We start from the raw sequence: 17,580 nt of genomic DNA on the forward strand, positions 1-17,580 counted from the left end.
CCGTGAGACCGTCCGGTGGATCACCGGAGCCGGTACCGTCGACCACGACTCGTCTTCCTCCCCGTAGACCCCCGGATCCTCACGGAGCCCCGCACGTCCCGGTACGGCTCCGCTACTCGCGGGTTTAGTACAACTGTTCATGCCCGCTGAGTGACGGCCTGAACGCTACTGGTGAAGGTCGTCCTCCGGTCTCGGGCGGTGGTCCGTATCAGCCATTGATACGGACGTCGGGCGCTGATGTGACGTCTGCGAGAATTGAGCACGTGATCTCCCGAATCGATCTGCGCGGCGACGCCCTCCCTGAGGGCCCTGCCCTGCGCGACCTGCTGCCCCGAGCCGACTTCGACGTTCAGGCCGCCCTCGAGAAGGTGCGTCCGATCTGCGAGGCCGTGCATCATCGTGGCGACGCGGCGCTGATCGACTACGCGGAGCAGTTCGACGGCGTGAAGCTGGAGTCCGTACGGGTTCCCGCCAAGGCCCTCCAGAACGCCCTGGAGCAGCTCGACCCGGCCGTGCGCGCGGCCCTGGAGGAGTCGATCCGCCGGGCCCGCATCGTCCACCGCGAGCAGCGCCGCACCACCCACACCACGCAGGTCGTCCCCGGCGGCTCGGTCACCGAGAAGTGGGTGCCCGTCGAGCGCGTCGGCCTGTACGCGCCGGGCGGCCGCTCCGTCTACCCGTCCTCCGTGATCATGAACGTGGTGCCCGCGCAGGAGGCCGGGGTCGAGTCGATCGCCCTCGCCTCGCCGGCCCAGGCCGAGTTCGGTGGCCTCCCGCACCCGACGATCCTGGCCGCGTGCGCGCTGCTCGGCGTCGACGAGGTGTACGCCGCGGGCGGCGCCACGGCCGTCGCGATGTTCGCGCACGGCACCGAGTCCTGCGCCCCCGCGAACATGGTCACCGGCCCCGGCAACATCTGGGTCGCCGCGGCCAAGCGCTACTTCACCGGTCTCATCGGCATCGACGCCGAGGCGGGCCCGACCGAGATCGCGGTCCTCGCGGACGCCACCGCCGACCCCGCGCACGTCGCGTCCGACCTGATCAGCCAGGCCGAGCACGACCCGCTCGCCGCCGCCGTCCTCGTCACCGACTCGGTCGAGCTCGCGGACGCCGTCGAGAAGGAGCTGGAGCCGCAGGTCGCGGCCACCAAGCACATCGACGACCGGATCCTCCCGGCCCTGCGCGGCAGGCAGTCCGCGATCGTCCTGGTCGACGGGGTCGACGAGGGCCTGCGCGTCGTCGACGCATATGGCGCCGAGCACCTGGAGATCCAGACCGCCGACGCCGCCGCGGTCGCCCAGCGCGTGAAGAACGCCGGCGCGATCTTCGTCGGACCCTGGGCGCCGGTGTCCCTCGGCGACTACGCCGCGGGCTCCAACCACGTGCTGCCCACCGGCGGCTGCGCCTGCCACTCGTCCGGTCTGTCCGTCCAGTCCTTCCTGCGCGGCATCCACATCGTGGACTACACGCGCGACGCGCTCGCCGACGTCGCCCACCACGTGGTCACGCTCGCCGAGGCGGAGGACCTGCCCGCGCACGGCGCGGCGATCAAGGCAAGGTTCGAATGGAAGGTTCCCGGCCAGTGACCGGCATCGACGATCTGCCCGTACGGGACGAGCTGCGCGGCAAGTCCCCGTACGGCGCCCCCCAGCTCGACGTACCCGTACGCCTGAACACGAACGAGAACCCCTATCCGCTGCCCGAGGCGCTCGTCGAGCGGATCGCGGAGCGGGTCCGCGAGAGCGCCCGCGACCTCAACCGCTACCCCGACCGGGACGCGGTCCAGCTGCGCACCGAGCTCGCCGGCTATCTCACGCGCACCGGCGGCCACCACGTCGGCATCGAGAACGTCTGGGCCGCCAACGGCTCGAACGAGGTCATCCAGCAGCTGCTGCAGACCTTCGGCGGCCCCGGCCGCAGCGCGATCGGCTTCGAGCCCTCGTACTCGATGCACGCCCTCATCGCGCGCGGCACCGGCACCGGCTGGATCTCCGGACCGCGCAGCGCGGACTTCACCATCGACGTGGAAGCGTCCGTGAAGGCCATCGCCGAGAACCGCCCGGACGTCGTCTTCATCACGACGCCCAACAACCCCACCGGCAGCGCGGTCCCGCCCGAGACGGTCCTCGCCCTGTACGAGGCCGCGCAGGCCGCCAAGCCGTCCATGGTCGTCGTCGACGAGGCCTACATCGAGTTCAGCCACGGGAAGTCCCTTCTCCCGCTGCTCGAAGGCCGGCCCAACCTCGTCATCTCGCGCACCATGTCGAAGGCGTTCGGCGCGGCGGGCCTGCGCCTCGGCTACCTGGCCGCCGACCCCGCCGTCGTGGACGCCGTCCAGCTGGTGCGCCTGCCGTACCACCTGTCGGCCGTCACCCAGGCGACGGCGCTCGCCGCCCTGGAGCACACCGACACGCTCCTCAAGTACGTCGAGCAGCTCAAGGACGAGCGCGACCGCCTGGTGACCGAACTGCGGGCGGCAGGCTATGAAGTGACCGACTCGGACGCCAACTTCGTGCAGTTCGGCCGGTTCGAAGGCGAAGGCGCCGCGCACGCGGTGTGGCAGCAGATCCTCGACCGGGGCGTCCTGGTCCGGGACAACGGCGTACCCGGGTGGCTGCGTGTCTCCACGGGCACCCCGGACGAGAACGACGCGTTCCTCGATGCGGTACGCGCAATCAAGAAGGAGCGGAGCGCATGAGTCGCGTAGGCAGGGTGGAGCGCACCACCAAGGAGACCTCGGTCCTCGTCGAGATCGACCTCGACGGCACCGGCAAGGTCGAGGTGTCCACCGGCGTGGGCTTCTACGACCACATGCTCGACCAGCTCGGCCGCCACGGCCTCTTCGACCTCACGGTCAAGACCGAGGGCGACCTGCACATCGACACGCACCACACCATCGAGGACACCGCCCTCGCGCTCGGCGCCGCGTTCAAGCAGGCGCTCGGCGACAAGGTCGGCATCTACCGCTTCGGCAACTGCACCGTCCCGCTGGACGAGTCGCTCGCCCAGGTCACGGTCGACCTCTCCGGCCGCCCCTACCTGGTGCACACCGAGCCCGAGAACATGGCCCCCATGATCGGCTCGTACGACACGACGATGACCCGGCACATCCTGGAGTCGTTCGTCGCGCAGGCCCAGATCGCGCTGCACGTCCACGTCCCGTACGGGCGCAACGCGCACCACATCGTGGAGTGCCAGTTCAAGGCGCTGGCCCGCGCGCTGCGTTACGCCTCCGAGCGGGACCCGCGCGCCGCGGGCATCCTTCCGTCCACGAAGGGTGCTCTCTAACCCATGAACGGCCTCAACACCGTCCTCATCGTCGTCGGTCTCTTCCTGATCGGCGGCGTCATCTCCTTCGTCAAGCAGGGCTTGCCCAAGGGCCTGATCGCGCTGCTCTCCATCGCCGCGGCCATGTGCCTGGTCTCCGGCGTCCTGCGGCTCGACTACTGGAACTGAGGGGCAGGGAGCAGCCAGCCATGACTTCAGCCAAGCCCGCCGGCACGGCCGGCAAGAAGGTCGTCGTCTTCGACTACGGGTTCGGCAACGTCCGCTCCGCCGAGCGGGCCCTGGCCCGCGCGGGCGCGGACGTCGAGATCACCCGCGACTTCGACACCGCCCTCAACGCCGACGGCCTCCTCGTCCCCGGCGTCGGCGCCTTCGCCGCCTGCATGAAGGGCCTCAGGGAGGCGCGCGGCGACTGGATCATCGACCGCCGCCTCGCCGGCGGCCGCCCCGTGATGGGCATCTGCGTCGGCATGCAGATCCTCTTCGCGCGCGGCATCGAGCACGGCGTCGAGGCCGAGGGCCTCGACGAGTGGCCCGGCACGGTCGAGCCCCTCAAGGCCGAGATCGTCCCGCACATGGGCTGGAACACGGTCCGCCCGCCGCAGGACACCGAGCTCTTCGCCGGTCTCGACAGTGACGCCCGCTTCTACTTCGTGCACTCCTACGCCGTGCAGCAGTGGGACTTCGAGGTCGGCAACGTCCACATGCGCCCGCCCAAGGTCACCTGGGCCACGCACGGCGAGCCGTTCATCGCCGCCGTCGAGAACGGCGCACTGTGGGCGACACAGTTCCACCCCGAGAAGTCCGGCGACGCCGGAGCCCAGCTCCTCACGAATTGGATCGGAACCCTCTGATGTCCCGCACGCTCGAACTCCTCCCCGCCGTCGACGTCCGCGACGGCCAGGCCGTACGTCTCGTGCACGGCGAGTCCGGCTCGGAGACCTCCTACGGTTCCCCGCTGGAGGCGGCCCTCGCGTGGCAGCGCTCCGGCGCCGAGTGGCTGCACCTCGTGGACCTGGACGCCGCGTTCGGCACCGGCGACAACCGCGCGCTGGTCCGCGAGGTCACCGGCGCCATGGACATCAAGGTCGAGCTGTCCGGCGGCATCCGCGACGACGCCACGCTCGCCGCCGCGCTCGCCACCGGCTGCACCCGCGTCAACCTCGGCACCGCCGCCCTGGAGACCCCCGAGTGGGTCGCCAAGGTCATCGCCGAGCACGGCGACAAGATCGCGGTGGGCCTGGACGTGCGCGGCACCACGCTGCGCGGCCGCGGCTGGACCCGCGACGGCGGCGACCTCTACGAGACGCTCGCGCGCCTCGACTCCGAGGGCTGCGCCCGCTACGTCGTCACCGACATCGCCAAGGACGGCACGCTGCAGGGCCCGAACCTGGAGCTCCTGCGCAACGTGTGCGCCGTGACCGACCGGCCCGTCGTCGCCTCCGGCGGCGTCTCGTCGCTCGACGACCTGCGCGCCATCTCCGAGCTCGTCCCGCTGGGCGTCGAAGGCTCGATCGTCGGCAAGGCGCTGTACGCGAAGGCCTTCACGCTGGAAGAGGCGCTCGCCGCCGTGGCGTCATGAGCGACGACGTACGCAGGGTCAGGTCTGACGGGCCGTGGGAGGAGGCCGTGGGCTACTCGCGCGCGGTCGAACTGCCCAACGGCCTTGTCCTGGTGTCCGGTTGTACGTCCGTGGTGAACGGCGTCATAGACGCGGGAACGCCGTACGAGCAGACGCTCAACGCGTTCCAGGCCGCGTTCGACGCCCTCAAGACCCTGGGGCTCGGGAGCGAGCATGTGGTGCGCACCCGTATGTACATCACCCATGCGCGCGATGTGGACGACGTGGGCCGGGCCCACAAGCAGCTGTTCGACGCCGTCCGCCCCGCCGCATCCATGATCATCGTCTCCGGCTTCATCGACCCGAGCCTGGTCGTCGAGGTCGAGGTGGAGGCGTACCGAGGAGACACACCGTCATGACGCTGGCCGTACGGGTCATCCCCTGCCTGGACGTGGACAACGGCCGGGTCGTCAAGGGCGTCAACTTCCAGAACCTGCGCGACGCGGGCGACCCCGTCGAGATGGCGAAGGTGTACGACGCCGAGGGCGCCGACGAGCTGACGTTCCTCGACATCACCGCGTCCTCCGGCAACCGCGAGACGACCTACGACGTGGTGCGCCGCACCGCCGAGCAGGTCTTCATCCCGCTCACCGTCGGCGGCGGCGTCCGCACGGCGGACGACGTGGACAAGCTGCTGCGGGCCGGTGCGGACAAGGTGGGCGTGAACACGGCCGCCATCGCCCGCCCCGAGCTGATCCGCGAGATCGCCGAGCGGTTCGGCCGCCAGGTGCTGGTCCTGTCCGTCGACGCGCGCCGCACGCAGTCCGGCACGTTCGAGGTGACGACGCACGGCGGCCGCAAGTCCGCCGGGATCGACGCCGTCGAGTGGGCGCACGAGGCCGCCGAGCTCGGCGCGGGCGAGATCCTGCTCAACTCGATGGACGCCGACGGCACGAAGGACGGCTACGACATCGAGATGATCGCCGCCGTCCGCAAGCACGTCACCGTGCCGGTGATCGCGTCCGGCGGCGCGGGGCGCCTGGAGCACTTCCCGCCGGCGATCGGCGCGGGCGCCGACGCGGTGCTCGCCGCGTCCGTCTTCCACTTCGGCGATCTGCGGATCGGCGAGGTCAAGGAGACGCTGCGCGAGGCGGGGCACCCCGTCCGCTGACGCCGGGAGCGCACGCTCTCGGGCCCCGGTCGCCCTCAGGGCGGCCGGGGCCTTTTTCTCGGCCCGACGCACAGGAAATATTGCGCAATTTCTGTTGCGCAATATTTCTTTCGTATCTAGTCTCGGGCCATGGCTGACGAACAGACCCGCCGCATCACGGACCTCGGCACCCTCAAGGCGCTCGCCCACCCGCTGCGCTCGCAGCTCTACCGCGCCCTGGTCGTCGCCCGCACGGCCACCGCGTCGCAGCTCGCCGAGCAGGTCGACGGAGCTGTCTCCCTGGTCAGCTATCACCTGCGCAAGCTCGCCGACGCCGGGCTCATCGAAGAGGCGCCCGGGACACAGCGGGACGGCCGCGAGCGCTGGTGGCGGCCCGCGTCCGACGGCGTCAGCATCCGCGAGGCGGACTTCGCCGACGCCCCCGAGAAGGCCGCGGCACACCAGGCGGCCACCCGGCTCTTCCACGAACAGCGCGGCGAGCTCTACCGCCGCTACCTCGACGAGCGCTCCACCTGGGCCCCCGAGTGGCGCGCCGCGTCCTCGGACTCCGAAGCCCTGATGCCTCTGACGGCGGCCGAACTGACCGAGCTGACGAGCGAGTTGCTCACCGTCATCAGGAAGTACGACGAGCAGGGCCGCGCCGCACAGGCCGCGGGCGACACCGAAGGGCGCGAGAACGTCGCGCTGCACATGCACGGCTTCCCGTTCCGCGCCTGAGAGGACCGTCTCCCATGACCGTGCCCGCGCCCCTGACCCGGCCACCCGCCCCCGAGAAGCCCGCCCACCGCGACGCCAACGTGCTGCGCTGGCTCGGGGCGTACGCCTCCTCGATGATCGGCGACAACATCTACTACGTCGCTCTGTCCTGGGCGGCCGTCCGGTCGGGCAGCCCCTCGCAGGCCGGGCTCGTCATGGCGGTGAGCGCGGCGCCCCGGGCCCTGCTGATGCTCGGCGGGGGAGTGGTCGCCGACCGGCTCGGGCCGCGCCGCATCGTCATAGCCGGCGACGCCGTGCGCAGCGCCGCGGTCCTCGGCGTCGCCGGGCTCTTCCTCGCGACGCAGCCGGGCCTGTGGCCGCTCACCCTCCTCGGACTCGTCTTCGGCACCGTCGACGCCCTCTTCCTGCCGGCCGTCGGCGCACTGCCCGCCCGCGTCACCGGGCGCGGCCAGCTCGCCCGGGTCCAGGGCATGCGCGGACTCGCCGTCCGCCTCGCCAATGTCGTGGGCGCGCCCCTCGGCGGTCTGGGCGTAGCGCTCGGCGGCCCGGCGGCGGCGTTCGGCGCGGCCGGACTGCTGTTCGCCCTCTCGCTGCCGCTCCTGGTGTCCCTGCGCATCCGCGACCTGCCCGGCAACGGGGGCGGCAAGAGCGACGCCCCCACGACGACCGGCCTCGCCGACGGCCTGCGGTACATCCGCCGCCACAGCGTCCTCGCCCCGCTGGTCGTCGTCATCGGCCTCAGCGACCTCGGCTTCGTCGGCCCCCTGAACGTCGGCCTGACCCTCCTCGCCGACCAGCGCGGCTGGGGCGCCTTCGGCATGGGCTCGGTGGTCGCCGGGTTCGGTGTCGGCGCGGGCGCGGCCTCACTGCTCCTGGCCGTCCGCGGCCGGGTGCCGCGCGCGGGTCTGGTCCTCGCCTGGACCATGGGAGGCGGTGCCGTCGCCATCGGCGCGCTCGCCTTCGTACCGCACCTCGCCGCCGCGGTCGCCGTGGCGCTGGTCATCGGGCTGCTCGCCGGACTCAGCGGTGCCCTGTGCGGAGCGCTCACGCAGACCCACGCGGACCCGGCCTTCATCGGCCGGGTCACCGCCGTCACGAGCCTGTCCAGCCTCGGCCTCGTCCCGCTCACCATGCCGCTGACCGGCACGGCCGTCGGCCTGTGGGGCACCGGCCCCGTCTTCGTGGCCAGCGCCGCGATCTGCGCCCTCGCCGGCGTCTACGGTCTGTGCCGCACACCCCTGCGCCGCGCCGAACTCCCGTCCTGAGCGCGCGTCAGATGCCCAGCTGCTTCGCCTCGTGCAGCTTCCCGATCGCGTCCTTCTCGCCCTCTGTCTCCACCCGCGCCGCGTCCTGCCGGCCGAAGGCGAACATCAGCAGCTCGGCGGGCTCGCCGGTCACCGTCACCACGGGCGCGCCCTTGTGCGCCACCGCCGTGCGGCCGTCCGGGCGGCGCAGGACCAGGCCGACCGGCGACTTGCGGCCGATCACACGGGCCATCCGCTCGAGGCGCGCCCACAGCACGTCCGCGAAGACCGGGTCGAGCTCGCGCGGCGTCCAGTCCGGCTGCGCGCGGCGCACGTCCTCCGTGTGGACGAAGAACTCGACCGCGTTCGACGCCTCGTCGATCTGCTTGAGGGAGAACGGCGAGAAACGCGGCGGGCCCGTCCTGATCAGCTGGATCAGCTCGCCGTAGGGCTTCTCGGCGAACTCTGCCTGCACCCGCTCCAGACGCTGCGCCAGCTGCTTGATCAGGATCCCGCCCGCGGCGTCAGCACGGCGCTCGCGCACCACCACATGGGCCGCGAGATCGCGTGCGGTCCAGCCCTCGCACAGGGTGGGGGCGTCGGGGCCCGCCGCCTCCAACAGATCGGCGAGGAGGAGTCGTTCACGCTTCGCATGGGTCGACATAGGGCCAGCCTACGGCCGTCCGACCGGTCCGCCCAGTGGACGCCCGCCCGAAACGGCCCGCGGGGCGCGGCACAATGGTCCCCATGACCAGCACGCCCCCGCCCAGCAGCCTCGACCCCGCCGTCGCCGCCCGCCTCAAGCGCAGCGCCGACGGCCTGGTCCCCGCGATCGCCCAGCAGTACGACACCGGCGAGGTGCTCATGCTCGGCTGGATGGACGACGAGGCGCTGCACCGCACGCTGACGACCGGCCGCTGCACGTACTGGTCCCGCAGCCGCCAGGAGTACTGGGTCAAGGGCGACACCTCCGGCCACTTCCAGCACGTGAAGTCGGTCGCCCTCGACTGCGACGCGGACACCCTCCTGGTGAAGGTCGACCAGGTCGGCGCGGCCTGCCACACCGGCGACCGCACCTGCTTCGACGCGGGCGAGCTGACGGTGACCGGCACGGGCGCCTGAGGCCACTGCCGCGCCGCCCGTTCCACGGACCGGGCGGCGCACCGGACCCGCCCGGACACGCCCTAAGCTCTTCCTATGGATCTCGAGACCTTCCGCAAGCTCGCGACCGACCGCCGAGTGATCCCCGTCAGCCGCAAGCTCCTCGCGGACGGCGACACCCCCGTCGGTCTGTACCGCAAGCTGGCCGGTGAACGCCCCGGCACGTTCCTCCTGGAATCCGCGGAGAACGGCCGCTCGTGGTCCCGCTACTCCTTCGTCGGCGTCCGCTCCGCCGGCACGCTCACCACCCGCGACGGCCAGGCCCACTGGCTCGGCACCCCGCCCGTCGGCGTCCCCACCCACGGCGACCCGCTCGCCGCCCTGCGCGCCACCGTCGAGACCCTGCACACCCCCCGCTACGAGGGCCTGCCCCCGTTCACCGGCGGCATGGTCGGCTACCTCGGCTACGACATCGTGCGCCGCCTGGAGAAGATCGGCCCCGGCGAGCGCGACGACCTGAAGCTCCCCGAGCTGACGATGCTGCTCACCAGCGACCTCGCCGTACTCGACCACTGGGACGGCTCGGTCCTGCTGATCGCCAACGCGATCAACCACAACGACCTCGACACCGGCGTCGACGACGCCTACGCGGACGCCGTGGCCCGCCTCGACGCGATGGAGGCCGACCTCTCCCGGCCCGTCGTCCAGGCCCCCGCCAAGCTCCCGCCCTCCGAACTGCCGGAGTTCACCGCTCTGTGGGGCGGCACGGACTACCAGGAGGCCGTCGAGGACGTCAAGGAGCGCATCCGGGCGGGCGAGGCCTTCCAGGTCGTGCCCTCGCAGCGCTTCGAGACGCCGTGCACGGCCGGCGCGCTCGACGTCTACCGGGTCCTGCGCGCCACCAACCCGTCGCCGTACATGTACCTCTTCCGCTTCGACGGGTTCGACGTGGTCGGCTCGTCGCCGGAGGCCCTCGTCAAGGTCGAGGACGGGCGCGCCATGGTGCACCCCATCGCCGGGACCAGGCACCGCGGCGCCACCCCTCAGGAGGACCAGGCGCTCGCCGACGAGCTCCTGGCCGACCCCAAGGAGCGCGCCGAGCACCTGATGCTCGTCGACCTCGGCCGCAACGACCTCGGCCGCGTCTGCGAACCGGGCTCCGTCGAGGTCGTCGACTTCATGTCCGTCGAGCGCTACTCGCACGTCATGCACATCGTGTCGACCGTCACCGGCCGGGTCGCCCCGGGCACCACCGCCTTCGACGTCCTCACCGCCTGCTTCCCCGCGGGCACCCTCTCGGGCGCGCCCAAGCCGCGCGCGATGCAGATCATCGACGAGCTCGAACCCTCCCGGCGCGGTCTGTACGGCGGATGTGTCGGATATCTCGACTTCGCCGGGGACTCCGACACGGCCATCGCCATCCGCACCGCGCTCCTGCGTGACAACACCGCATATGTGCAGGCCGGAGCGGGTGTCGTCGCCGACTCCGATCCCGTCGCCGAAGACACCGAGTGCCGCAACAAGGCGGCGGCCGTGCTGCGCGCCGTGCACACGGCCAACCGGATGCACGACGCCTGACGACGTGGGGGATAGTGGTGAGGTGACTTCCGCAGTGCCTTCCCCCCGAACCGAAGCCGGGACCGCCTCCCCGGAGACGGCCGCCGCGCGCACCGGCCGCCGCAGCCTCGCCGCAGCGCTCCTGTTCGGCGCCCTCGGCGCGGCGGTGGCCCTGCTCTCCTCGCGGCAGGAGTGGGCCTCCGGGTCCGCGACCGTGCCCGGCGGCAGCTTCCCGCTCGCCGCCAAGGGCAGCGACGTCACCGGAGTACCCGCGGCCCTCGCCATAGTGGGGCTCGCGGCCCTCGTCGCCGTCTTCGCGGTCCGCCGCGCCGGGCGCATGCTCGTCGCCGGACTCCTCGCGCTCAGCGGCGCGGGCGCCGTCGTCGCCGCCGTCCTCGGCGCGACCGACAGCGCGGCCCTCGACGAGAAGGCCGCAGAGGTCTCCGGCAACACCGCCGCCACCATCGGCTCCCTCGGTCACACCGTCTGGCCGTACGTCGGTGCCGCGGGCGGCGCGCTCATCCTCCTGGCCGGTCTGCTCGCCCTGCGCTACGGCCGCTCCTGGCCGTCGATGGGCGGACGCTACGAGCGAGACGGCACCCCGCGGCCCCGCAAGGCGGCCCGACCCGTCGATCCCGAGCGCCCCGAGGAGCTGTGGAAGGCCCTCGACCGGGGCGAGGACCCCACACACGAGGCATAGCGGGGCCCCGGACCCCGAGTGCCGCCCATGCCCGCGAGTGCGGGACAATGGGCAAGAGCGTCCGGCTCTCACCACCCAGCGCGGTGCCACGCGCGGGGTACGGGGCCGCGCATCAGCCACGCATTGAGCAACGAGGAGCAACCATGGCGGACAGCAGCCACGGACACACCCCGGCCGCCTGGACCGGTGTCATCATCGCCTTCATCGGTTTCTGCGTCGCGGGCGCCTTCATGGTGATGGGCGACCCCGTCGGCTTCTGGGCGGGCATGGCCCTGCTCGCCGTCGCCGCCGTCGTCGGCGGCGCCATGAGCGCCGCGGGTCTCGGCAAGCCGAAGCCGCAGTCGCTGCCGGCCGTCTCGCCCGAGGCCGTCCCCGCGGAGGCCTGAGCCTCGTCCACGTCGCGAGAGGCGGCCCGGCACCTGGTGCCGGGCCGCCTCTCGCGTGTTCTGCGCCGCCGACGGGCGGACCCGGCAGGCCCGTTGCACAATTCACGGGTGAACGCCGAAACGGACACCTCCGCGGCCACCCTGACGAGCGGCGCCGACAGCGCCGGCGGTTCACTGCGGCGACTGGCCGTCCCCCTCGGCGTCCTCGCCGCGGTCGGCGCGGGCTTCGCGTACGTCGGGTCCGTCGACCCGAACGAGCCGGGCCACTACCCCGCCTGTCCGCTGCTCCACTACACGGGCATCTACTGCCCCGGGTGCGGCGGCCTGCGCAGCGCCCACGCGCTCGTGCACGGCGATCTCACGGCCGCTCTCGGGGACAACGCGCTCGCCGTCGCGGGCTACGCCGTCTTCGCCGTCCTGTGGGTCGTATGGGCCGTACGGGTGGTACGGGGACGGCCGGTGCGGATCGATCTCGGACGCCCCCAGCTGTGGGCCGTGGGCGCCGTGGTCCTTGTCTTCACGGTTGTCCGGAACCTGCCCTCAGGTGGCTGGCTCCATCCTTGATCAACAGTATTTGTCCAGGTAGTGGGACCGGCGTCAACCGGATGCGGAGCCTTCGCCCTCCTCCGGATATCATCGCTGTCAACAGTGGATTGCTCTCTGGGCAATCAGCTTCCACCGCTCCACCGTCAGGAAGGGGGCCGCTCGCGTGAGTGTGCTCGACGAGATCATCGACGGAGTCCGTGCCGACCTCGCGGAGCGGCAGGCGCACGTCAGCCTCGACGAGCTCAAGGAGCGCGCGGCCAAGGCACCCGCCGCCAAGGACGGAGTGGCCGCCCTGCGTGGCGACGGCGTCAAGGTGATCTGCGAGGTCAAGCGCTCGAGCCCGTCCAAGGGCGCGCTCGCGGCGATCGCGGACCCGGCCGGCCTCGCCGCCGACTACGAGGCGGGCGGCGCCGCCGTCATCTCCGTACTGACCGAGCAGCGCCGCTTCGGCGGTTCGCTCGCCGACCTGGAGGCCGTGCGCGCCAAGGTCGACATCCCGATCCTGCGCAAGGACTTCATCGTCACCTCGTACCAGCTGTGGGAGGCCAGGGCGTACGGCGCCGACCTCGCGCTGCTGATCGTGGCCGCCCTGGAGCAGCCCGCCCTCGAATCGCTCATCGAGCGCGCGGAGTCCATCGGGCTCACGCCGCTCGTCGAGGTGCACGACGAGGACGAGGTCGAGCGCGCCGTGGACGCGGGCGCCCGCATCATCGGCGTGAACGCGCGCAACCTCAAGACGCTCAAGGTCGACCGCGACACGTTCCAGCAGGTCGCCCCGGAGATCCCCGACCACATCGTCAAGATCGCCGAGTCGGGCGTGCGCGGCCCGCACGACCTCATCGCGTACGCCAACGCGGGCGCCGACGCCGTCCTCGTGGGCGAGTCCCTGGTGACCGGCCGTGACCCGCGCACCGCGGTCTCCGACCTCGTTGCCGCGGGCGCCCACCCGGCGCTGCGTCACGGCAGGAGCTGACCTCCCCGATGCCCATCGCCGCCCGCCTCGCACCCGGCTGCCGCCCCCGCGGCTGCCGGGCGCCGGCGCGGCGTGTGCACGGGCGCCGGGTGCGCTATGTCATCGGCGACGAGCCGGGTCAGGTCAACGGGATGCGATGGTGCGGGCGCGACTAGCGCCCACCGAGGCCCCCGACGCCGGCTCCCGGCACCGGGGGTTGTGCCCGTCCGTCCCGCCGTGCGGGACGCCTGCCCACAACGGGCGGGGGGCAGTGCCCCACCCAACTCGTCAGACCCAGACAGACAGGTCACCCATGTCCAGCAGCGAGTTCTTCATTCCCGACCCCGAAGGTCAAGTCCCCACCGCCGAGGGGTACTTCGGCGCGTTCGGCGGCAAGTTCATCCCGGAGGCGCTCGTCGCCGCCGTCGACGAGGTCGCCGTCGAGTACGACAAGGCCAAGAACGACCCGGCCTTCGCCGCCGAGCTCGACGACCTGCTCGTCAACTACACGGGACGGCCCAGCTCCCTGACCGAGGTGCCCCGGTTCGCCGAGCACGCCGGCGGCGTCCGGATGTTCCTCAAGCGCGAGGACCTCAACCACACCGGCTCGCACAAGATCAACAACGTGCTCGGCCAGGCGCTCCTCACCAAGCGCATGGGCAAGACCCGCGTCATCGCCGAGACCGGCGCGGGCCAGCACGGCGTGGCGACCGCCACCGCCTGCGCGCTCTTCGGCCTCGAGTGCACCATCTACATGGGCGAGATCGACACCGAGCGCCAGGCGCTCAACGTGGCGCGCATGCGGATGCTCGGCGCCGAGGTCGTCGCCGTGAAGTCCGGCAGCCGCACCCTCAAGGACGCCATCAACGAGGCGTTCCGCGACTGGGTCGCCAATGTCGACCGCACGCACTACCTGTTCGGGACCGTGGCGGGACCCCACCCCTTCCCGGCGATGGTCCGCGACTTCCACCGCGTCATCGGCGTCGAGGCCCGCCGCCAGATCCTGGAGCGCGCCGGACGCCTGCCCGACGCGGCCATCGCCTGTGTCGGCGGCGGCTCCAACGCCATCGGCCTGTTCCACGCCTTCATCCCGGACGCCGACGTCCGCCTCATCGGCTGTGAGCCGGCCGGCCACGGCATCGAGACCGGCGAGCACGCCGCGACGCTGAGCGCGGGCGAGCCCGGCATCCTGCACGGCTCACGGTCGTACGTCCTCCAGGACGACGAGGGCCAGATCACCGAGCCGTACTCGATCTCGGCGGGCCTCGACTACCCGGGCATCGGCCCCGAGCACGCCTTCCTCAAGGACAGCGGCCGCGGCGAGTACCGCGCGGTCACCGACGACGCCGCCATGCAGGCCCTGCGCCTGCTCTCGCGCACCGAGGGCATCATCCCGGCCATCGAGAGCGCCCACGCGCTCGCCGGCGCCATCGAGGTCGGCAAGGAGCTCGGCAGGGACGGACTGGTGATCGTCAACCTGTCCGGGCGCGGTGACAAGGACATGGACACGGCCGCCCGCTACTTCGGCCTGTACGACACCGATGCCGCCGTCGCGGCGGACGCGGCCGGGACCGGCGCGGAGATCGAGGGAGACGCCAAGTGAGCGGCAACATCCAGCTGTTGAACGACACCCTCGCGGCCGCGCGCGCCGAGGGCCGCTCCGCCCTCATCGCCTACCTCCCGGCCGGGTTCCCGACCGTGGACGGCGGCATCGAGGCCATCAAGGCCGTCTTCGACGGCGGCGCCGACGTCGTGGAGGTCGGGCTGCCGCACAGCGACCCGGTCCTCGACGGTCCCGTCATCCAGACCGCGGACGACATCGCGCTGCGCGGCGGCGTCCGGATCGCCGACGTGATGCGCACGGTCCGCGAGGCCCACGAGGCGACCGGCAAGCCGGTCCTCGTCATGACGTACTGGAACCCCATCGACCGGTACGGCATCGAGCGGTTCACCGCCGAGCTGGCCGAGGCGGGCGGCGCGGGCTGCATCCTGCCCGACCTGCCCGTCCAGGAGTCGGGGACCTGGAGGGAGCACGCGGACAAGCACGGTCTCGGGACCGTCTTCGTCGTCGCCCCCAGCAGCAAGGACGAGCGCCTCGCGACGATCACCGCCGCGGGCTCCGGCTTCGTGTACGCCGCCTCCTTGATGGGTGTCACCGGCACCCGCGAGTCCGTCGGCAACCAGGCCCAGGACCTCGTGCGCCGCACCAAGGCCACCACCGACCTGCCGGTCTGCGTCGGCCTCGGCGTCTCGAACGCGAAGCAGGCGGCCGAGGTCGCCGGGTTCGCCGACGGGGTCATCGTGGGCTCGGCGTTCGTGAAGCTGATGCTCGACGCCGACGACGAGGCCGCCGGCCTCGCCGCCGTGCGGGCGCTCGCGGCGGACCTCGCGGACGGGGTGCGCGCCACGGCGTGACCCGTCGCGTCGTCCCCCATCGCGTTGTAGCCCGTATGGGTGGACCTGGGGCCGGGGAGGCACGCTGGTGCCTCCCCGGTTCGTTTGGCGGGTGTGAGCGAGAAGAACCGTGACGGAAAGCGCACCGCCCGTGACCGGCTGGCGGAGGAGCGCGAGAAGCAGAGAGCCAAGGACAGGCGCCGAAGGGGCCTGATCGTGGGGGGCGCCGTCGTGGGCGTCCTCGCGCTGGCCGCCGTGATCGGGGTGATCGCGGCGAATTCCGGCGACGACAAGAGCGACGCCTCGGGTCCCGTCGTGGCCCCCCAGGGCGCGGTCGGCAAGGACAGCCTCGCGATCCCGGTCGGCAAGGACAGCGCGAAGTCGACGCTCACGGTGTGGGAGGACTTCCGCTGCCCGGCGTGCAAGGCCTTCGAGGACGCCTACCGCACGACGATCCACGAGCTGACCGGCTCCGGGCAGCTCAAGGTCGAGTACCACCTGGCCACACTCATCGACAAGAACATGGGCGGCACCGGCTCCCTGCGCGCGGCGAACGCGGCGGCGTGCGCCCAGGACGCCGGGAAGTTCTCCCCGTACCACGACGTCCTCTACGAGAACCAGCCGTCGGAGACCGAGGACGCCTTCGCGGACAACGGCAAGCTGATCGAGCTCGCCGGCAAGGTCGGCGGCCTCGTGACGCCGGACTTCAAGAAGTGTGTCGACGACGGCAGCCATGACAGCTGGGTCAAGAAGTCGGACCAGGCGTTCCAGGCCGGCGGTTTCCAGGGCACGCCGACCGTGCTCCTGAACGGGAAGAACGTGTTCGGCGACCAGGCCAACCCGCTGACCCCGGCGAAGCTGAAGCAGATGGTGCAGGCGGCCGACAAGTCGTAGGAGCAGCAGGAGACGCGGGGTCTCGTTATGGACCCGTAGCCGGGCTGATTGCCGCCGCCACGGCCCGGCACGGTAGCGTCGACATCGCCATGACTCTTGCCTACATCCCCAGCCCGTCACACGGAGTGTTCCATCTCGGATTCATTCCGCTGCGCGGCTACGCGTTCTGTATCATTATCGGCGTCTTCGTGGCCGTCTGGCTCGGCAACAAGCGCTGGATCGCCCGCGGCGGGCGGTCCGGCACCGTGGCCGACATCGCGGTCTGGGCCGTGCCGTTCGGCCTCGTCGGCGGCCGGCTCTACCACGTGATCACGGACTACGAGCTGTACTTCAGCGAGGGCCGTGACTGGGTGGACGCCTTCAAGATCTGGGAGGGCGGCCTCGGGATCTGGGGAGCCATCGCGCTCGGCGCGGTGGGTGCGTGGATCGGGTGCCGTCGGCGCGGCATCCCGCTCCCGGCCTACGCCGACGCCATCGCTCCCGGCATCGCCATCGCGCAGGCCATCGGCCGCTGGGGCAACTGGTTCAACCAGGAGCTGTACGGCAGGCCCACCGACCTGCCGTGGGCCCTGAAGATCACGTCGTCGGCGGACGGGCGCGTGCCGGGCACGTACCACCCGACCTTCCTGTACGAGTCCCTGTGGTGCATCGGTGTCGCGCTGCTCGTCATCTGGGCGGACCGCCGCTTCAAGCTCGGCCACGGGCGCGCCTTCGCGCTCTACGTCGCCGCGTACTGCGTGGGCCGCTTCTGGATCGAGTACATGCGCGTCGACGACGCGCACCACATCCTCGGCATGCGGCTCAACGACTGGACCGCGATGGGTGTCTTCCTGCTCGCGGTGATCTACATCGTGATCTCGGCGAAGATGCGCCCTGGGCGCGAGGCGGTCGTGGAGCCGGGCGCCGGTGACGATGGCGATGCCGATCCCAAGGACAAGGCCGACGACGAGGCCGGGGTCGAGTCCAAGGAGCCGGCCGTGTCCGAGGACGAGGCCGGGGAGCAGTCCGGCAAGGACGAGGCCAACGGCGAGTCAGGGGCGACCAAGGCCGGGAAGAGCTAGCTGAGCCTCAC

At 71.8% G+C, this 17,580-nt stretch carries 22 protein-coding genes; 21 read left to right on the forward strand and 1 reads right to left on the reverse strand.

The window, feature by feature from the left end:
• Positions 1-263 precede the first annotated feature (263 nt).
• From hisD to ACZ67T_RS06180, 10 genes are all read left to right on the forward strand, one after another.
• The gene (gene hisD / locus ACZ67T_RS06135) at positions 264-1,586 is read left to right on the forward strand and encodes a histidinol dehydrogenase (RefSeq protein WP_469981793.1); all 1,323 of its coding nucleotides are present in this window, start codon (positions 264-266) and stop codon (positions 1,584-1,586) included.
• A complete protein-coding gene (locus tag ACZ67T_RS06140) occupies positions 1,565-2,698 on the forward strand; it encodes a histidinol-phosphate transaminase (protein ID WP_469981795.1) in 1,134 nt (377 codons plus the stop codon). The genes hisD and ACZ67T_RS06140 overlap by 22 nt, the downstream gene beginning before the upstream one ends.
• Positions 2,695-3,288: an imidazoleglycerol-phosphate dehydratase HisB gene (gene hisB / locus ACZ67T_RS06145; RefSeq protein ID WP_100592249.1), complete on the forward strand. Its 594-nt coding sequence runs from the start codon at positions 2,695-2,697 to the stop codon at positions 3,286-3,288. Before ACZ67T_RS06140 ends, hisB begins: the two co-directional genes overlap by 4 nt.
• 3 nt (positions 3,289-3,291) lie before the next feature.
• Complete coding sequence (locus ACZ67T_RS06150) at positions 3,292-3,456, forward strand: hypothetical protein (protein WP_165914440.1); 165 nt, start codon at positions 3,292-3,294, stop codon at positions 3,454-3,456.
• 20 nt (positions 3,457-3,476) lie between these two features.
• Positions 3,477-4,139: an imidazole glycerol phosphate synthase subunit HisH gene (gene hisH / locus ACZ67T_RS06155; protein ID WP_469981797.1), complete on the forward strand. Its 663-nt coding sequence runs from the start codon at positions 3,477-3,479 to the stop codon at positions 4,137-4,139.
• Positions 4,139-4,867: a bifunctional 1-(5-phosphoribosyl)-5-((5-phosphoribosylamino)methylideneamino)imidazole-4-carboxamide isomerase/phosphoribosylanthranilate isomerase PriA gene (priA, locus tag ACZ67T_RS06160; RefSeq protein ID WP_469981798.1), complete on the forward strand. Its 729-nt coding sequence runs from the start codon at positions 4,139-4,141 to the stop codon at positions 4,865-4,867. Before hisH ends, priA begins: the two co-directional genes overlap by 1 nt.
• Entirely contained in the window at positions 4,864-5,265 is a 402-nt protein-coding gene (locus tag ACZ67T_RS06165; protein WP_469981800.1) for a RidA family protein, read from the forward strand. Before priA ends, ACZ67T_RS06165 begins: the two co-directional genes overlap by 4 nt.
• Complete coding sequence (hisF, locus tag ACZ67T_RS06170) at positions 5,262-6,017, forward strand: imidazole glycerol phosphate synthase subunit HisF (protein ID WP_469981801.1); 756 nt, start codon at positions 5,262-5,264, stop codon at positions 6,015-6,017. The genes ACZ67T_RS06165 and hisF overlap by 4 nt, the downstream gene beginning before the upstream one ends.
• Positions 6,018-6,146: 129 nt before the next feature.
• Positions 6,147-6,734: an ArsR/SmtB family transcription factor gene (locus ACZ67T_RS06175; protein WP_469981803.1), complete on the forward strand. Its 588-nt coding sequence runs from the start codon at positions 6,147-6,149 to the stop codon at positions 6,732-6,734.
• Positions 6,735-6,748: 14 nt separating this feature from the next.
• Positions 6,749-7,999, forward strand: coding sequence for an MFS transporter (locus ACZ67T_RS06180; RefSeq protein WP_469981805.1), 1,251 nt, complete (start codon positions 6,749-6,751; stop codon positions 7,997-7,999).
• A gap of 7 nt (positions 8,000-8,006) precedes the next feature.
• Here ACZ67T_RS06180 and ACZ67T_RS06185 read toward each other — a convergent pair whose 3' ends face one another.
• Positions 8,007-8,642 carry a TIGR03085 family metal-binding protein gene (locus ACZ67T_RS06185; protein WP_469981807.1) on the reverse strand — a complete coding sequence of 212 codons (636 nt, stop codon included), beginning with the start codon at positions 8,640-8,642 and terminating at the stop codon, positions 8,007-8,009.
• Between the two features lie 83 nt (positions 8,643-8,725).
• Between ACZ67T_RS06185 and hisI the strand changes: the two genes are divergently transcribed.
• The 11 genes from hisI to lgt all read left to right on the forward strand — a co-directional run bounded on the left by hisI (position 8,726) and on the right by lgt (position 17,569).
• Positions 8,726-9,100 carry a phosphoribosyl-AMP cyclohydrolase gene (gene hisI / locus ACZ67T_RS06190; RefSeq protein WP_100592257.1) on the forward strand — a complete coding sequence of 125 codons (375 nt, stop codon included), beginning with the start codon at positions 8,726-8,728 and terminating at the stop codon, positions 9,098-9,100.
• A 75-nt stretch (positions 9,101-9,175) separates the two neighbouring features.
• Positions 9,176-10,657 carry an anthranilate synthase component I gene (locus ACZ67T_RS06195; RefSeq protein ID WP_469981809.1) on the forward strand — a complete coding sequence of 494 codons (1,482 nt, stop codon included), beginning with the start codon at positions 9,176-9,178 and terminating at the stop codon, positions 10,655-10,657.
• A gap of 22 nt (positions 10,658-10,679) precedes the next feature.
• Positions 10,680-11,336, forward strand: coding sequence for a TIGR02234 family membrane protein (locus tag ACZ67T_RS06200; protein WP_469981811.1), 657 nt, complete (start codon positions 10,680-10,682; stop codon positions 11,334-11,336).
• Between the two features lie 143 nt (positions 11,337-11,479).
• The gene (locus ACZ67T_RS06205; RefSeq protein ID WP_469981813.1) at positions 11,480-11,722 is read left to right on the forward strand and encodes an HGxxPAAW family protein; all 243 of its coding nucleotides are present in this window, start codon (positions 11,480-11,482) and stop codon (positions 11,720-11,722) included.
• Positions 11,723-11,863: 141 nt separating this feature from the next.
• Positions 11,864-12,286 carry a DUF2752 domain-containing protein gene (locus ACZ67T_RS06210; protein ID WP_469982280.1) on the forward strand — a complete coding sequence of 141 codons (423 nt, stop codon included), beginning with the start codon at positions 11,864-11,866 and terminating at the stop codon, positions 12,284-12,286.
• Positions 12,287-12,431: 145 nt separating this feature from the next.
• A complete protein-coding gene (trpC, locus tag ACZ67T_RS06215; RefSeq protein ID WP_376258609.1) occupies positions 12,432-13,241 on the forward strand; it encodes an indole-3-glycerol phosphate synthase TrpC in 810 nt (269 codons plus the stop codon).
• Between the two features lie 8 nt (positions 13,242-13,249).
• Entirely contained in the window at positions 13,250-13,396 is a 147-nt protein-coding gene (gene trpM / locus ACZ67T_RS06220) for a tryptophan biosynthesis modulator TrpM (RefSeq protein WP_199841672.1), read from the forward strand.
• Between the two features lie 137 nt (positions 13,397-13,533).
• Positions 13,534-14,823, forward strand: a complete 1,290-nt coding sequence (gene trpB / locus ACZ67T_RS06225; RefSeq protein ID WP_469981815.1) for a tryptophan synthase subunit beta — start codon at positions 13,534-13,536, stop codon at positions 14,821-14,823.
• The gene (trpA, locus tag ACZ67T_RS06230; RefSeq protein ID WP_469981817.1) at positions 14,820-15,635 is read left to right on the forward strand and encodes a tryptophan synthase subunit alpha; all 816 of its coding nucleotides are present in this window, start codon (positions 14,820-14,822) and stop codon (positions 15,633-15,635) included. The genes trpB and trpA overlap by 4 nt, the downstream gene beginning before the upstream one ends.
• Positions 15,636-15,728: 93 nt before the next feature.
• A complete protein-coding gene (locus ACZ67T_RS06235; RefSeq protein WP_469981819.1) occupies positions 15,729-16,508 on the forward strand; it encodes a DsbA family protein in 780 nt (259 codons plus the stop codon).
• Positions 16,509-16,597: 89 nt separating this feature from the next.
• On the forward strand, positions 16,598-17,569 hold the full coding sequence (gene lgt, locus ACZ67T_RS06240) for a prolipoprotein diacylglyceryl transferase (RefSeq protein WP_469981820.1): 972 nt from the start codon (positions 16,598-16,600) through the stop codon (positions 17,567-17,569).
• Positions 17,570-17,580: the final 11 nt, after the last annotated feature.

Source organism: Streptomyces sp. NPDC107517 (assembly GCF_055582645.1).

What these genes read in the sequence shown, in the direction of transcription:
- ACZ67T_RS06175 (WP_469981803.1), top strand. Translation starts at nt 6,147, where the DNA reads ATGGCTGACGAACAGACCCGCCGCATCACGGACCTCGGCACCCTCAAG.
- ACZ67T_RS06185 (WP_469981807.1), bottom strand. Translation starts at nt 8,642, where the DNA reads ATGTCGACCCATGCGAAGCGTGAACGACTCCTCCTCGCCGATCTGTTG.
- ACZ67T_RS06165 (WP_469981800.1), top strand. Translation starts at nt 4,864, where the DNA reads ATGAGCGACGACGTACGCAGGGTCAGGTCTGACGGGCCGTGGGAGGAG.
- hisB (WP_100592249.1), top strand. Translation starts at nt 2,695, where the DNA reads ATGAGTCGCGTAGGCAGGGTGGAGCGCACCACCAAGGAGACCTCGGTC.
- hisI (WP_100592257.1), top strand. Translation starts at nt 8,726, where the DNA reads ATGACCAGCACGCCCCCGCCCAGCAGCCTCGACCCCGCCGTCGCCGCC.
- ACZ67T_RS06205 (WP_469981813.1), top strand. Translation starts at nt 11,480, where the DNA reads ATGGCGGACAGCAGCCACGGACACACCCCGGCCGCCTGGACCGGTGTC.
- ACZ67T_RS06150 (WP_165914440.1), top strand. Translation starts at nt 3,292, where the DNA reads ATGAACGGCCTCAACACCGTCCTCATCGTCGTCGGTCTCTTCCTGATC.
- trpM (WP_199841672.1), top strand. Translation starts at nt 13,250, where the DNA reads ATGCCCATCGCCGCCCGCCTCGCACCCGGCTGCCGCCCCCGCGGCTGC.
- hisF (WP_469981801.1), top strand. Translation starts at nt 5,262, where the DNA reads ATGACGCTGGCCGTACGGGTCATCCCCTGCCTGGACGTGGACAACGGC.
- hisH (WP_469981797.1), top strand. Translation starts at nt 3,477, where the DNA reads ATGACTTCAGCCAAGCCCGCCGGCACGGCCGGCAAGAAGGTCGTCGTC.
- ACZ67T_RS06195 (WP_469981809.1), top strand. Translation starts at nt 9,176, where the DNA reads ATGGATCTCGAGACCTTCCGCAAGCTCGCGACCGACCGCCGAGTGATC.
- trpB (WP_469981815.1), top strand. Translation starts at nt 13,534, where the DNA reads ATGTCCAGCAGCGAGTTCTTCATTCCCGACCCCGAAGGTCAAGTCCCC.
- priA (WP_469981798.1), top strand. Translation starts at nt 4,139, where the DNA reads ATGTCCCGCACGCTCGAACTCCTCCCCGCCGTCGACGTCCGCGACGGC.
- ACZ67T_RS06140 (WP_469981795.1), top strand. Translation starts at nt 1,565, where the DNA reads ATGGAAGGTTCCCGGCCAGTGACCGGCATCGACGATCTGCCCGTACGG.
- ACZ67T_RS06180 (WP_469981805.1), top strand. Translation starts at nt 6,749, where the DNA reads ATGACCGTGCCCGCGCCCCTGACCCGGCCACCCGCCCCCGAGAAGCCC.
- lgt (WP_469981820.1), top strand. Translation starts at nt 16,598, where the DNA reads ATGACTCTTGCCTACATCCCCAGCCCGTCACACGGAGTGTTCCATCTC.